Annotated in this window: 10 protein-coding genes; 4 read left to right on the top strand and 6 right to left on the bottom strand. The window is 70.8% G+C overall.

All coding sequences use genetic code 11. From position 1 onward, the window contains the following. Nucleotides 1-133: 133 nt before the first annotated feature. Nucleotides 134-3,220, top strand: a complete 3,087-nt coding sequence (locus O7614_RS07000; protein WP_278137652.1) for a DUF3427 domain-containing protein — start codon at nt 134-136, stop codon at nt 3,218-3,220. 26 nt (nt 3,221-3,246) lie between these two features. Here the strand turns inward: O7614_RS07000 and O7614_RS06995 are convergent, their stop codons facing one another. Then, on the bottom strand, nt 3,247-5,388 hold the full coding sequence (locus tag O7614_RS06995) for an MMPL family transporter (protein WP_278137651.1): 2,142 nt from the start codon (nt 5,386-5,388) through the stop codon (nt 3,247-3,249). Between the two features lie 221 nt (nt 5,389-5,609). On the opposite strand from O7614_RS06995, the gene O7614_RS06990 reads away from it, so the two are divergent. Further along, nucleotides 5,610-6,047 (top strand): VOC family protein, encoded by a 438-nt coding sequence (locus O7614_RS06990; protein ID WP_278137650.1) that lies wholly within the window; start codon nt 5,610-5,612, stop codon nt 6,045-6,047. 23 nt (nt 6,048-6,070) lie between these two features. Here the strand turns inward: O7614_RS06990 and O7614_RS06985 are convergent, their stop codons facing one another. From O7614_RS06985 to O7614_RS06975, 3 genes are all read right to left on the bottom strand, one after another. Continuing rightward, nucleotides 6,071-7,288 carry a hypothetical protein gene (locus O7614_RS06985; protein WP_278137649.1) on the bottom strand — a complete coding sequence of 406 codons (1,218 nt, stop codon included), beginning with the start codon at nt 7,286-7,288 and terminating at the stop codon, nt 6,071-6,073. 94 nt (nt 7,289-7,382) lie between these two features. Beyond that, nucleotides 7,383-7,916, bottom strand: coding sequence for a hypothetical protein (locus O7614_RS06980; protein ID WP_278137648.1), 534 nt, complete (start codon nt 7,914-7,916; stop codon nt 7,383-7,385). A gap of 46 nt (nt 7,917-7,962) precedes the next feature. After that, nucleotides 7,963-9,108, bottom strand: a complete 1,146-nt coding sequence (locus tag O7614_RS06975; protein ID WP_278137647.1) for a hypothetical protein — start codon at nt 9,106-9,108, stop codon at nt 7,963-7,965. 169 nt (nt 9,109-9,277) lie between these two features. Between O7614_RS06975 and O7614_RS06970 the strand changes: the two genes are divergently transcribed. Both O7614_RS06970 and O7614_RS06965 read left to right on the top strand, forming a co-directional pair. Then, entirely contained in the window at nt 9,278-10,831 is a 1,554-nt protein-coding gene (locus tag O7614_RS06970) for a gluconokinase (RefSeq protein ID WP_278137646.1), read from the top strand. Nucleotides 10,832-11,014: 183 nt separating this feature from the next. Beyond that, nucleotides 11,015-12,334 carry a serine hydrolase gene (locus tag O7614_RS06965; RefSeq protein ID WP_278137645.1) on the top strand — a complete coding sequence of 440 codons (1,320 nt, stop codon included), beginning with the start codon at nt 11,015-11,017 and terminating at the stop codon, nt 12,332-12,334. A 7-nt stretch (nt 12,335-12,341) separates the two neighbouring features. Here the strand turns inward: O7614_RS06965 and O7614_RS06960 are convergent, their stop codons facing one another. Together O7614_RS06960 and O7614_RS06955 are read right to left on the bottom strand one after the other, a co-directional pair. Beyond that, nucleotides 12,342-13,112: a hypothetical protein gene (locus O7614_RS06960; protein WP_278137644.1), complete on the bottom strand. Its 771-nt coding sequence runs from the start codon at nt 13,110-13,112 to the stop codon at nt 12,342-12,344. 91 nt (nt 13,113-13,203) lie between these two features. Then, entirely contained in the window at nt 13,204-13,962 is a 759-nt protein-coding gene (locus O7614_RS06955; protein ID WP_278137643.1) for a MerR family transcriptional regulator, read from the bottom strand. Nucleotides 13,963-13,997: the final 35 nt, after the last annotated feature.

The raw sequence follows: 13,997 nt of genomic DNA, 5'->3' as shown, positions 1-13,997 counted from the left end.
CTGCTCACCACGGTGATCACCACTACTGCGGTCCATACTGGAAACTCTCTAGCAATGCATGCCGCAGGCTCGATGGGTGAATGTTGTCGCGGACCCGACAGAAGGGGCAACGCAACGGAGCTACCGTCTCCTGATGACGGATCTTGAGCGAGGGCTTTACGAGCATCTGATCACTCGTGAGCTCGCCGATCGTCTTCAGCACGTCGATCCCGCTCTGATCCAGCACCACAAGCTCGACCCCGCCGACGCGCACACCACCCTCGCGCGGCACATCGCCGCCCTGGCCGCCCGCGCCCTCCAATCCGTCCCCGGCGGCGACGACAAGCTCCACCACCAGGTCGAGCTGGCGAACCGGATCGCCGACGCCATCGGCGAGCTGAGCCCGAAGGCCGCAACGGACCAAGACCAGGTGACCGACGCGAAGCACCTGCTCCACGCCATCGCCGCCCCACCAACCCCACCCGCGCTACCAGCCTTCCCAGACCGACCGACCACCCCGCTCTCCACCGGCGCGTTACTCGTCAACGGCCGTCACCAGCCCCGCATCGGCCACGAGGTCAACCACGAGATGGCCTCAGCCGAGAGCGTCGACCTACTCTGCGCGTTCATCAAGTGGTACGGACTGCGCATCGTCGAGAAGCCCATCCGCGACCTGATCGCCCGGGGTGGCAAAGTCCGGGTCATCACCACGACCTACCTCGGCGCGACCGATCAGCGAGCGCTCGACCGGCTGAAGGAGCTCGGCGCTGAGGTCAAGGTGTCCTACGAGACGCGGACCACCCGCCTGCACGCCAAGGCGTGGCTGTTCCGCCGCAACAACGGCACCACCACCGCGTACGTCGGCTCGTCGAACCTGTCGAAGACCGCGCTGGTCGACGGCGTGGAGTGGAACGTCCGCATCTCGAACATCGAGCAGCCGCACGTCATCGACACGTTCACGGCGACGTTCGAGGACTACTGGAACGATCCGGCGTTCGAGGCGTACGACGCGGCCAGGGACGCCGAACGGCTTCGGCAGGCACTCACCGGGGAGCGCCGAGACCAGACACCTACCGAGATCTCGAACCTGGACGTGCGCCCGTACCCGTACCAGGCGGAAATCCTGGCCGACCTGGACGCCGAACGGCTGGTCCACGGGCGTTGGCGCAACCTGGTGGTGATGGCGACGGGCACCGGCAAGACCGTCGTCGCCGCGCTGGACTACCGCCGGCTGCACAAGGCGGGACGAACAGATTCGCTGCTCTTCATCGCCCATCAGGAGCAGATCCTGCGGCAGAGCCTGTCGACGTTTCGGCAAGTCATGGGCGACGGCAGCTTCGGGGAGACGCTTGTCGCTGGCGAGAAGCCGAACGGTTGGAAGCACGTCTTCGCCTCCATCCAGTCGCTGCACCGCCGGGAGGTCGACCCCGAGGCGTACGACATGGTGATCGTGGACGAGTTCCACCACGCGGAGGCGCCGACGTACACACGGCTGTTGGAGCGGCTGCGTCCCCGCGTACTCCTCGGATTGACGGCGACCCCCGACCGGGCCGACGGCGGCGACGTGCGTCGGTGGTTCGACGGCCGCGCGGCGGTTGAGCTGCACCTGTGGGACGCGTTGGAGCGGCAGTTGCTGTCGCCGTTCCAGTACTTCGGGCTGCACGACGACGTGGACCTGTCGCACCTCGCCTGGAAGCGCGGCCAGGGCTACGACCCGGCGGAGCTGGACGTCGTCTACACCGGCAACCACGCCCGCGCGAGGTCGGTGCTTCGCGCGGTCAGCGACAAGGTGGACGTCGGACGGATGCGGGCGCTCGGGTTCTGCGTGAGCATCGGGCACGCCGAGTTCATGGCCAGGTGGTTCAACGACCACGGCGTGCCATCGGCGGCGGTGACGTCGGGAGTGGAGCGCTCGACACAAAAAGGGCTGTTGCGGGACTTCAAGGCCGGCAAGCTGCGGGTGCTCTTCACAGTTGACCTGTTCAACGAGGGCGTCGACCTGCCGATGGTCGACACGATCCTGATGCTGCGGCCCACCGAGAGCGCCACGATCTTCCTGCAACAGCTCGGCCGTGGCCTGCGCCTGGACGACGACAAGCCCTGTCTCACGGTGCTCGACTTCATCGGTGGGCAGAACGCCAACTTCCGCTTCGACCTGCGGTGGCGTGCGCTGACCGGGGTGAGCCGGCGGGCGATCACCGAGGCGGTCCGGGACGACTTCCCGAGCCTCCCGAGCGGCTGCCACGTCGAACTGGACCGGGTGGCGAAGGAGGTCGTGCTCGCCAACCTGAAGAGCGCGCTGCCCACCTCGAAGGCCGGTCTGGTGTCCGAGCTGCGGCAACTCGGCGACGTCAGCCTGGCCACGTTCCTTTGTGAGACCGGCCTGGAGATCGAGGACGTGTACCGCTCGGCCAGCATCGGCGGCTGGACCGGTCTGCGCCGGCTCGCCGGCATCGAGACGTCCGCGCCCGGCCCGGACGACCGGGAGTTGGGCCGGGCCATCGGTCGCATGCTGCACACCGACGACGTGGACCGGCTGGAGCTGCTGACCCGGGTCGCGGCCGGACCGCCCGCGCCAGGTCAGCAGGTGTACGCGGGCAGCGGCCGACTGCTCGACATGCTGCACTTCAGCCTCTGGGGACCGAACGCACCCCTCGCCATGCGGGACGAACAGCTGGCACGGCTGTGGAAGGAACCGGCGCGTTGTGCCGAGTTGCGGCAGGTCGCCGAGGTGTTGCGGGACCGCATCCACCGGGTCACGCCCACCCTCACGCCGGGGGCGGTGCCGTTGCGGGTGCACGCCCGGTACAGCCGCAACGAGGCATGTGCCGCCTTCGGGATGACCAACCCGGGGTCGCTGCGCGAGGGGGTGAAGTGGCTGCCCGACGCCCAGGCCGACCTGTTCTTCGTCACCCTGGTCAAGTCCGCGGCGCACTACTCCCCCACCACCATGTACGCCGACCGGGCCGTCACCGACACCCTCTTCCAGTGGGAGTCGCAGAGCACCACCTCGTCGGCGTCAGCGACCGGACAGCGCTACACGTCGGGCGGGTCGGCAGTGCACCTCTTCGTCCGGGAGACCCGTATCCCCGACCGTGACCTGGGCGCGCCGCCGTACCTGTACGCCGGGCCGATGACGTACCAGGAGCACACCGGCGACCGACCCATGCGCATCCTCTGGAAGCTGCGCCACGCGCTGCCCGCCGACATGTACGTCGCGGCTCGGGCCATCGCCGCCTGATATCGGCCGAACGTCCGCTCGCCCGGCTACCCCTCCGGCTGCGGCGGGACGTGCGGCCCGCCGGTCGGTCGCTCGTCGCCGTGGCCCGGCCACCACGCCTTGTGCCCGATCAGGGCGGTCAGCGCCGGCACGAAGAACATCGACATGACGAACGCCGACAGCACGATGCCGATCGCCACCGCGAAGCCCATCTGCTGCAGGAACGAGATCGGAGCAAGCAGCAGCACCGCGAACGTCCCGGCCAGGATCAAGCCTGCTGCCGCGACCGTCGGGCCGGCGTGTTCGACCCCGATGGCGGCGGCCTGGTGCGGCTCGTTGCCCTCCCGCGCCTCCTCGCGTAGTCGGGCGATCATGAGGATGTTGTAGTCAGTCCCGATAGCCACCACGAAGAGGTAGAGGATGATCGGCAGCTGGAAGGTGACACCGGGCTCACCCTGCAGCCCTTGGAAAAGGTAGACAGTGGCGCCCAGCGTGGCGGCGAAGTTGAGCAGCACCGCTATCACGAGGTAGATCGGCGCGACCAGACTACGCAGCAGCAGCGCGAGGATGAGCGCGATCAGGCCGGCCGCGACCGGCAGGATCACCGACAGGTCCCGGTTGTTGGCCGAGTTGATGTCCGCGAAGATCGCGGTGGTCCCGCCGACCAGCGCCCGGGTGCCCGGCGGGGCCGCCGCGTGCACGGCACCGCGCAGGTCGTCGCGGACGAGGGTGATCGCCTCGTTGGAGACCGGGTTCTCGTTGAGCAGCAGGTTGACCCGGGCCACACTCGGGTCGGTGCTGCGCTCCGGGGGCTGCGCCTGGCCCACACCCGGGGCTTTCGCCACGGCCGCCGCGAAGTCGTTGACCTGCTGCTCGTTCAGCGGCGACCCGTTGCCGGTGGTCAGGTAGACCTCGGTAGGAGCGAGCGCGCCGGCGGCGAACCCGCGCTGTAGGTCCTGTGCGGCCTTCGCCGACTCGGTGTCCTGCGGGAAGCCGGCGCTGAAGTCGTAGTCGGCCTTGTAGCCGAGCACGCCTGCGGCGAGCGCGACCAGGAGGACGCCGGAGGCCGCCGCGACAAGCGCCGGCCGGCGCCCGACGGTGTTGCCGAGCCGGTGCCAGATGGTGGCCTTGGGCGCACGCTGCCACGCCTTCGAGGGCCAGAAGACGTACCGGCCGAGCAGGGAGACGACCGCCGGGATGAGGGTGAGCGAGGTGACCAGCATGACGCCGACCGCGATCGCGAGCGCCGGACCGAGGGAGCCGAAGAAGCCCAGCGAGGCGAGGAGCAGCACGAGGAACGCGACGATGACCGCTCCGGCGGCCGAGGTGATGACCTCGCCGACCCGCTGGACGGTGACGATCATCGCGGTGCGCTTGTCGTCGCCGGCGCGCAGCCGCTCCCGGTAGCGGAAGAGCAGGAACAGGATGTAGTCGGTGCCGATGCCGAACAGCACGATCAGCAGGATCGTCTGCAGATCCTGGCTGACACTGAGGTCGAATGCCTTGCCCGCGGCGGCGACGAGACCCGTCGTGATGCTCAGGACGACGCCGACGACCACCACGGGCAGCAGCGCCGCGATGGGGCTGCGGAAGATGACGAGGATCAGTCCGATGATCAGGATGATCGTCGCGACGCCGACCACGGCGAAGGCGTTGTTGAAGGTGTCCTCGTTGTCGACGAAGCTCGCCACGTCACCGGCCACGCCCGCGGTCAGCCCACTGTTCGCCAGCTCCGGGCCGATGTCCGCGCGCAGGTCGCGCACGGCGTCGAGCAGTGCCGGGTCGTCGGGGGTGGGGGCGTCGAGCCCGACGTTGATGATCTGCACCGACTTGTCCGGCGCGACCGCGGGCGGGCCGGTCAGGTAGCCGGACGTGCGCGGGATGTTCTTGGCCTTGAGCGACTGGGCGAGCTGGCCCACCTTCGCCTCGTCCGCCGACGTGAGTTTCTGCCCGTCGGCGCGCTTGACCACGATGGTCGCCGTCGCGGTGGCCTGCTGCGGGAACGCCTTCTGCCCCAGCTCGGTGGCCTGCACCGACTCGTACGACCGCGGCAGGAAGCTCTCCTGGTCGGCGGAGGTGATGTCGCTCAGGGACGGTGTGGTGAGGATGATGGCGGCTGCCGCGACCACCCACCCGGCGATCACCCACCACGCTCTGCCCACGACGAATCTGCCCAGCCGCTCGAACATGGTTCCCCCCGTGTGTCCGGCACAACCGACGTCTGGTGGCCGAGGCGCCCACGGACGCTCCGATCACCACCCTGTGCTACCGATGTGCAGCGTACCGTCGCGCCCTAATCCTTTTCGGACGCACGCGAGTGTCGGGCGCGCGCTTTTCAGCCTCGCCGCCGATGACCGGGCGGCCGTCCGGGTAGCACACCCGGTGACTGATCACGCACTAGGTTGGGGGCATGGAGCAGCGGATCAGCCTGATCACCCTCGGCGTCAGCGACCTGGCGCGCGCCAAGGCGTTCTACGAGCACCTTGGCTGGCGTGGCCAGGAGGTCGAGGAGACGGTCTTCTTCCAGGCCGGCGGCCTGGCCGTCGTCCTCTGGGGCCGCGACAAACTCGCCGGCGACGCTGGCATAGCCGATCCGAGCACCGATGGCTCCGGCGGGATGGCCCTCGCCCAGAACGTCCGATCCCGCGAGGAGGTGGACGAGGTGATCACCACGGCGACCAAGGCTGGTGCCACGGTGACCAAGCCGGCCCGGGAGACCTTCTACGGCGGCTACGCGGGCTACTTCGCAGACCCGGACGGGCACGTCTGGGAGATCGCGTGGAATCCCGGCTTCACCCTCGCGGACGACGGCACCCTGACCGTCCCCGACTTCAGCGCCACGGGCTGAGCTGACGCACCCACGAACACGGATCAGGGCGTCGGAGGTGGGCAGAGCAGCGGGTCCAGCAGCGGCAGTTGCAGAGGATCCAGGCAGACGGCCAGCAGCGCAATCGGCGAAGGCGTCGCAGTGGGCGTCGGAGTCGGGGAGGCTGACGCGACGGGCGGCGTCGGGACGGCTGGGGTGGCCGGTTCCGTGGTGGGGACCGGCTCAGGGGTCGGCACCGAGGTAGGCGACGGAGCAGGGGCTACCGACGGGGTGACTGCTGGCGCTACCGACACCGTAACGGCAGGTGACACCACTCTGGAGACGGCTGCCGCTGACGACTGCCGGGCAGTCGGGGTGTGCGGCGGGCTCCAGACGGCGCTGTCGGCCGAACCGACCCGCGACCGGGGGGCCACCGGCCCGACGGCACCGATCGACACGAGGGGCGCTCCGGCCCTCGGCACGTCCAGGGCGATGGTTTGCGCCTGCGGCACAGGCTCGGATCCCAAGAGGTGCGGGCTCGGGCCGCGGGCGCCGGGGCCGACCGTCGCGATCAGCACCGCAGCGATGGCGGCAGCGCCGAGCGCCCGCCGGTCGGGGCGTACCGCGGTCAGGGGCGCGTCGTCGGGTTCCGCCAGCATGACAGGCGCGGGCCGGGCCGCCCGGTGCGCGGCCAGCAGGGCGTCGACCTGCGCCAGGACGGCAGCGCGATCCGGAGCGACAGCGAGCGCGAGATAGAAGCGGAAGTTCACCACGGCGTTGGCGGGGACGAGCAGTCCGGAGAGTCGACAGTGGTCGGGCAGCAGGGTGAACGGGACGTCGGGGTGGTGAGCGGGGCCGACCAGGTCCTCGTACCGCCACTCGCGCCGGTGCTCACGCCCACCGAAGGCGACCCGATGACTGGTCACGACGGCCATACCGGTGTCGACGGCCCGCAGACCCGCCGGCAGCGCCTCGCCTGACGTCTCGGCTAAGGAACAGGAGCCGCCCGGGGTGGGTAGGCCGGGGACGTGCCGCGCCTCGGCCTCGACCAGCGTGGCGACGGGGAGGACGCGGAAGACGAGTTCGTCGTCGGCGAGGTCCACCGGAAGGCCGACGCGGGGCTGCGTACACCCGAGGAAGCTGGCGGCTTCGACGCGGAGCCGGGCCAGGTGGTCGTCGCGGCGTCGCCAGGCGTCGGTGGCGTCGCGGTACGCGCGCTGCCGGCGCTCGTTCTCGCGCTCGGCCCAGGCGATCCGCCAGGGGGCGCAGGCCACAGAGGTCACGGTCACATGCGTTACAACCGCTCACGTACGTGACAGGCAACGCGACCGGGATCGATGCATCCCGTTGCGCCCGAAAGGAGAGAATTGCAGGTGATCAGCCGGCGCGGCGGCGGTCGGTCATCGGGTCGCGGACCGGGAACCGCGACTGGGCCCTCGGCGGGTACGCCTCGCAGTGCTCGGTCCAGTGTTCGGCGGCGGTGGCGAGGGCGTCCGCGGAGACGGTGAGGATCAGCGGATAGACAGCGCTGGAGGGGCGACGCATCCACGGGGGCAGTGACTCGGCGGAGAACTCGACGATCAGCTCCAGCCGGCGTCGGCGGAGCACGCGGGTGCGGAGGGCCAGGTTGGGTTCGGTGAAGCGGACCAGCGCCGGCGGTGCGCTCAGCCCGAGGGCGGCGGTGGCCTGCCCGTGCAGCCAGCCGCCGAGCGCGCGCGCCTCCTCGACCATCAGGCTCGGGTAGTGGTGTGACCAGGTCTGACCGTCGGAGGTCCGGGCGTCCACCTCGATGAGCAGCCAGTCGTGCCAGCCGGGCGTGGCGCCTTCGGGGTCGTCGGGTGGGTCGATGCCGGGCTGGTAGCCGACGGGGCGTATTCGCACCCGGGCGCCATCGTCAGACCGGATCTCCACTCGATCATTCTGGCCGATAGAAGCGGACTCCGACCCCCAAAATAGGTCATTTAGTGACGGTTCGCCGCACGCCTCGGTGCTCGGCGCAGGCGTTGGACCGGCCGCCGGTCAGGCTGACCGAACCATCGCGGCACTGCACCAGGTAACCCCGACCGGCCCAGAACTGCGGTACGCAGTCGAACCAGTCGCACACCTCCGCCGCCGGTTTGCGGATCCGCGTACCGCCGCAGAAGTCGTACCCCAGCGGGTTCTCCGGCGCCCCGCAGCGCGGCTGCTGGGTGGTCGCGCTGGGCGACGGGCGTGGTGACTTCGTCGGCTTCGGCGACGGGGGCTTCAGCGCGAGCCCCGGAGTCGCCGGTCGGCTCGATGCGGGAGTCACGCTGGCAGTGGGCGCCGGGGTGGCGGCGACGGCGACCTCCGCCGGGTCGGACGGGTTCGACTCGATCAGCGCCGCCGGCACCAGCAACGCGATGGCCGCCGCCACCGCGAGGGTTCGCCGACCGCCGGGCACGAACGACGACAGCCGGGCCTGCCCGGGCGTGGCCACCGCCGGCCGGAACGGCTTGAGCTGGGCGTGCTCGGCGATCAGCTCGTCGAGCTGGGCGAGCACCGCCGCACGTTGTTCGATCGCGTCGGCGAAGGCCAGGGTCAGCTTGAACCGGAAGTCCGCCGCGGCGTCGACAGGCAGCAGCAACCCGGAGGTGTGCCGCCGGTCGAGTACCTGGATCAGGGTGACCGGCGCCGCCGGGTCGTGGGCCAGACCGGTCATCCGGCCGTACGCCCAGTCCCGCCGGCCGCGTCCGCCGAGCAGCACCAGTCGACGGCTGGTGATCACGGCCATGCCGGCGTCGGTGACGCGTACGCCGTCGGGGCGGCGCGGGCGCAGCGGCCCGGCCGGTCGGGCGATCGTGAGGTCCGGCGCGGGAAGGACCGTGGTGTGGCGCACCTCGATCAGTTGTGCGGCGGGCAGGACCCAGAGCACCACCTCGTCGGCGGCCAACTCCAGCGGCAGGCCGGCACCGGCCGCAGCGGAGCCGTGGAAGTCGCCGGCCAGTTCGCGGAGCCGTCGTAACTCGTCGGCTCGCCGCCGCCACGCCGCCTCGGCACCGCGGTACGTGCTGACCCGCCGCACGTTCTGCCGGCGCGCCCACCGGTACCGCCATGTGGAACCCGTCGAATCAGTTTTTGCCACGCCGACTCCTTCGCCGCGCAGACCACCAATCTGGGTTGTCACGGGGTCTAACCGGAGCGGCGTGGCGCCCGGACACGCCGAAACGGGCAAAATACCCGATCGGCGGAGCATCCCGCACGATAGGGCGATACTGGTGCCGGCGTTCACGTTTTCCGAGGGGGTGACGGTCGTGCCGCCAGTCACCGTGCCGGGGGTCGTGATCGGGGTCGACATCGGCACCACCAGCACCAAGGCCGTCGCGTACGACACCGACGGGAAGCAGCTCGGCAGCCACTCGCTCGGCTACCCCCTGGACAACCCGCAACCCGGCTACGCCGAGCAGAACCCCCGGCTCATCCTCGACGCGGTGCTGAGGTCGATCAGCATCGTCGTGGCCGAGCTGGTCCAGCCGGTGGCCGGGTTGTCGTTCAGCTCCGCCATGCACAGCCTGATCGGGCTGGATTCAGGCGGCAACCCGCTCACCCCGTCGGTGACCTGGGCCGACTCCCGGTCCACGCGGCAGGCCGAGCGGTTGCGGGCGGTGCCGTCCGGGCTGGCCCTGCACCGGCGCACCGGCACGCCCATGCACCCGATGTCACCGCTGCCCAAACTGCTCTGGTTCGCCGAGCAGGAGCCGAAGCTCTTCGAGAGCGTCGCGCACTGGGTGGGCATCAAGGACTGGGTGCTGCTGCGGCTCTGCGACGCGCTGGTCACCGACCACTCGATCGCGTCGGCCACCGGCCTGCTGGACATCCACACCCTGGAGTGGGACAGCGAGGCGCTGGGCATCGCCGGCATCACCGCTGACCAACTCCCCCGACTGGTCGCCACCACCGCCGTACTGCCCAGCCTCACGCCGCAGGCCGCCGCCGAGACCGGCCTGCCGCAGCGCACCCCGGTGGTGGTCGGCGCCGGCGACGGGCCACTGGCGAACCTGGGCCTGGGCGCGGTGCATCCCGGCATGGTGGCCTGCTCGATCGGCACCAGCGGCGCGATGCGCGTGATGGTCGAGCGGCCCGGCGTGGACCCGCTCGGTGGGGTGTTCTGCTACGCGCTGACCGAGCAACGCTGGGCGGTCGGAGGTGCCATCAACAACGGCGGCATCGTGCTCAAGTGGGCCGGCGCGGCACTCGCCCCGGATCTGGGCGAACACTCGGAGGAGGACCTGGTCGCCCTCGCCGCCCGCGCGCCGGCCGGCTCGGGCGGGCTCATCATGCTGCCCTACCTGCACAGCGAACGGGCCCCACACTGGAGCGCCCTACCCCGCGGCGCGTATGTGGGGCTGACCCACGGGCACCGCCGCGAGCATCTGGTCCGAGCGGCCCTGGAGGGGGTCTGCCAGCAACTCGCGCTGGTGCTCAGCTCGGTGCGGGCGGCCGGCAACGAGGTCCGCGAGATCCGGGCCGGCGGCGGCTTCGCCCGCAGCGGCCTGTGGCGGCAGATGCTCGCCGACGTGCTCGGCATGCCGGTGAGCTTCCCGGCGGCGCACGAGGGGTCGAGCTTCGGCGCGGCGCTGCTCGGCATGGAGGCGCTCGGGCTGATCCCCAGCATCGACGTCGCCGCCGACCTGGTGCGGATCGAGGAGACGATCCGTCCCGACCCGGCCGCCGCCGCCACCTACGCAGCGCTGCTGCCGCTCTTCGCCGAGCTGTACGACGCCCTGGTGCCCGCCTTCACCTCGCTCCGCCGGATGGCGCCCGGCCTGCCCGCCGAACCCGAACCGTCGGACGGAAAGCCGAGGTGACGTCGGGGCGGTGTCAGCACTGACACTGATTCCGCTGTGGCATCTTGATTCCGCTGTGGCATCACGCTCACGAGGACATTGCCGCCCGGACGGGTGACGCCGGTCCCGCCGGCCGCATCAGCCTCCGGCGCTTCATATCGTGCAAACGTGAGAAAAAGCGACAAGAGGCGCTCATCTTCCCTGTTGCGAGACTCTGCCCGCGTACCCCTGAAGGTGCTGTCGGCGGCGGTCGCGCTCGCGGTGCTCGCGACGACCGGGCCGGCCATTGCGGACGGCCCGGACCACGGGCCCGTCGCGGACCCGGCGCCGCAGACCCAGCCGGGGTACGCCGACGGCGAGGGCCACGAGCCCGGGCTCGACCCCACGCCGGAGCGGGCGCCGACCAGCGAGGTGTCCTGGTTGTCGTTTCCCGGCGGGGTGTTCGCGGTGGACTCGCTCGGGCGCACCGTGCGCTACCGCGCCTGCGACGGCGACACCGGTCGGGTCGCCGACCCGACCATGCGGGTCGCCGCAGGGGTGGCCAGCGGGGCGGTCGTCGTCGGAGGGACGGCCTACCGCTACCGGGTGCCGTTGGTCGGGCGCAGCGAGGGCACGCTTGAGGTGATCCAACGGCACCGCCCGCCGACGACGCTGAGCGGCGTGGTGGTCACCAGCCCTCAGCCGCCCACCGATCCGGTCGCGGGAGCCCGGCTGTTCCCGCTCAGCGGCCAGCTCGCCCGGGTGGTCGCCGACGCGAGCCTCAACCCGGCCGGGGTCACCGTCCGCGACCTGTCCGGCCGCTACGGCGACCAGCAGATCGCGGTCAACGGATCGCTGCGCCCCAAGGCGGCAAGCGTCATCAAACTGTGGATTCTCGTCGAGCTGCTGCGCCGGGTCGACTGTGGACAGGTCTCCCTCGACGAGGGCGTGCTGGTCACCCCGGAGGACATCGTCGGCGACACCGGCCAGTTGCAGTTCGAGACGTTCCCGCAGGTGGTCACCCTGCACCGGCTCGCCCGATATCTGATCAAGTACAGCGACAACGTCGCCGCGAACGTGCTGATCACCTACCTGGGTGGGTTCGCCCCGGTCAACGCGCTGATCGACTCGATGAACCAGCGGTCCACCATCCTCGCCCGCCGGATGCTCGACAGCGCGGCCGCCCAGCGCGGCGAGGAGAACTACACCAGCCCGGACGACGTGGTGTCCCTGCTCGGCGCGGTCTGGGACGGCGAGATCCTCACCCCCGCCTCCCGCGACCTGATGATCGGGTTCATGCGGGAACAGACCCTGAACACGAAGATCCCGGCGGCGTTGCCACCCGGCGTGCCGGTGGCCCACAAGACCGGTGACCTGCCGGATGCCTCACACGACGTCGGCTACTACCTGATCCCCGGCACCGAGACCGCCGTCGCGTTCCTCACCGCCGGGCCGATGGCCACCGGCGACGAGACTGTCCGCCGGATGGCCCGAACCGTCTACGACTTCCTGGTCACCCCCACCGACGGGGCGGTCGAGGAGTGAGCCGGCGTCAGGCGCCGGGGATGTTCGCCGGCGGGTCCTCGCCCACCAGGTCGGCCGCCGGCGGATCGGCCGACACCGACAGCCCGAAGTCCGAGTACGTCAGGTCGAGCTGCGCGGTCTGCGACTGCTCACTGGCCAACTCGATGCGATAGCGGACCAACCGCCCCTGCTCGTCGACGGACGCGGTGAACGGCACCGCTCCGGCCCGGTCACCGAGCACGCTGCCGACGCCGCTGCCCAGCACCGCGCCGCTCTCGCGCAGGTCCAGAGTGCCGGCGTACTCCCGCGCGCCGGTCTGCCGGACCCCCACCGGCGTGCCCAGCGTGCTGGCCAGTCGGGTGTTGTCCAGACCTTGCTTGGCCGCCGGCGCGCCCGGCGTGCCGACGTGCCACCAGGTCTTGCCGTCCCAGACCGGGACGCGGCGGTCCGGGGCGGTGACCCGCACGTACACGTCCGACCCGGTGGTCAACCGCTCGATCTTCACCACGCCGGTGGGCACCTTCAACGACGTGGTCTCCAGACCGCGCTTGGCCGTCGGGTCCCAGAGCAGCACCGTGGCGTCACCGTCCGCGCCGCCCGTGCCCACGATCAGCTTGTACGGCTGTTCGTCGGCCTTGGCGGCGGCGGCCTTCAGCACAGCGACCGGGTCGGTCGGACCCGCCGACGCCGCCGGGATACCCGCGTCCGGCTCGTCGCCGCTGGCCACCAGCGCCCACGCACCGACGCCGACCGCCACCACGAGCACGGCGACAGCGGCGATCAGCTTCGGCTTCTGCACGGTCATCTCCCCCGAGCGGCACGCCGCCGGCCGGTCGCCGATCGACGCTCACCGCGGTGCGGTCCGGCCAGACTAGCCGGACCGCCCCTCGTCACGCGCGGCTGATCGCGTTGGCGTGGATCGCCTCGTGCAGGTACGCGGCCAGCCCCGGAGCGATGGTCTCGTAGTGGGCGGTGAACCGTTCGTCGGCCAGGTACATGTCGGCCAACCCGGTCTGCATCTCGTACGAGCACTCGTAGAACCAACGGCTGATGATCTGCCGGTGCTCCTCGGCCAGCTCCATCGCCTCCGCGCCGTCGGCCGGCGCGCCCGAGGCCATCAGCGCGACGATCCGCCGACCCCAGTCCTCGTTCTCCGCCTTGATCCGCAGCCAGTCCTCCTTGCCGTAACGGGAGGCCCGCCGGTTCGACTCCCGGTACGCGTCGGTGTCGCCCCAGCGCTGCTCCGCCTCGGCCTCGTGCTCCTCCGGGCTGAAGTCACCGAAGACCTCGAACCGCTCTTCCGGCGTGAGTTGGATGTTCAACTTGCTCGCCTCCATCGCGAACTCGATCGCCGTGACCATCTCCTGCAACCGCTTGATCCGTACCGTCAGCAGCTCGTGCTGGCGGCGCAGGTGCGCGGCCGGGTCGGCCGCCGGGTCGTCGATGATCGCGGTGATCTCCTCAAGCGGGAAACCCAGCTCCCGGTAGTACAGGACGAGTTGCAGCCGCTGCAGGTCCGCGTCGTCGTAGCGGCGGTAACCCGCCGCGGTCCGCCCGCTCGGCGAGAGCAGCCCGACCTCGTCGTAGTGGTGCAACGTCCGGACCGTCACGCCGGCCAGCTTCGCCACCTGACCCACCGTGTACGCCATGGTTCCCCTCCCTTCCGGGAACCAGGCTCCCGCCT

The sequence above is a fragment of the Micromonospora sp. WMMD961 genome (assembly GCF_029626145.1).
Classification (GTDB): domain Bacteria; phylum Actinomycetota; class Actinomycetes; order Mycobacteriales; family Micromonosporaceae; genus Micromonospora.
This window is presented reverse-complemented; position numbering and strand designations above follow the sequence as displayed.

Coding starts and splice junctions, on each gene's coding strand:
- O7614_RS07000 (WP_278137652.1), top strand. CDS start 134: ATGACGGATCTTGAGCGAGGGCTTTACGAGCATCTGATCACTCGTGAG.
- O7614_RS06995 (WP_278137651.1), bottom strand. CDS start 5,388: ATGTTCGAGCGGCTGGGCAGATTCGTCGTGGGCAGAGCGTGGTGGGTG.
- O7614_RS06990 (WP_278137650.1), top strand. CDS start 5,610: ATGGAGCAGCGGATCAGCCTGATCACCCTCGGCGTCAGCGACCTGGCG.
- O7614_RS06955 (WP_278137643.1), bottom strand. CDS start 13,962: ATGGCGTACACGGTGGGTCAGGTGGCGAAGCTGGCCGGCGTGACGGTC.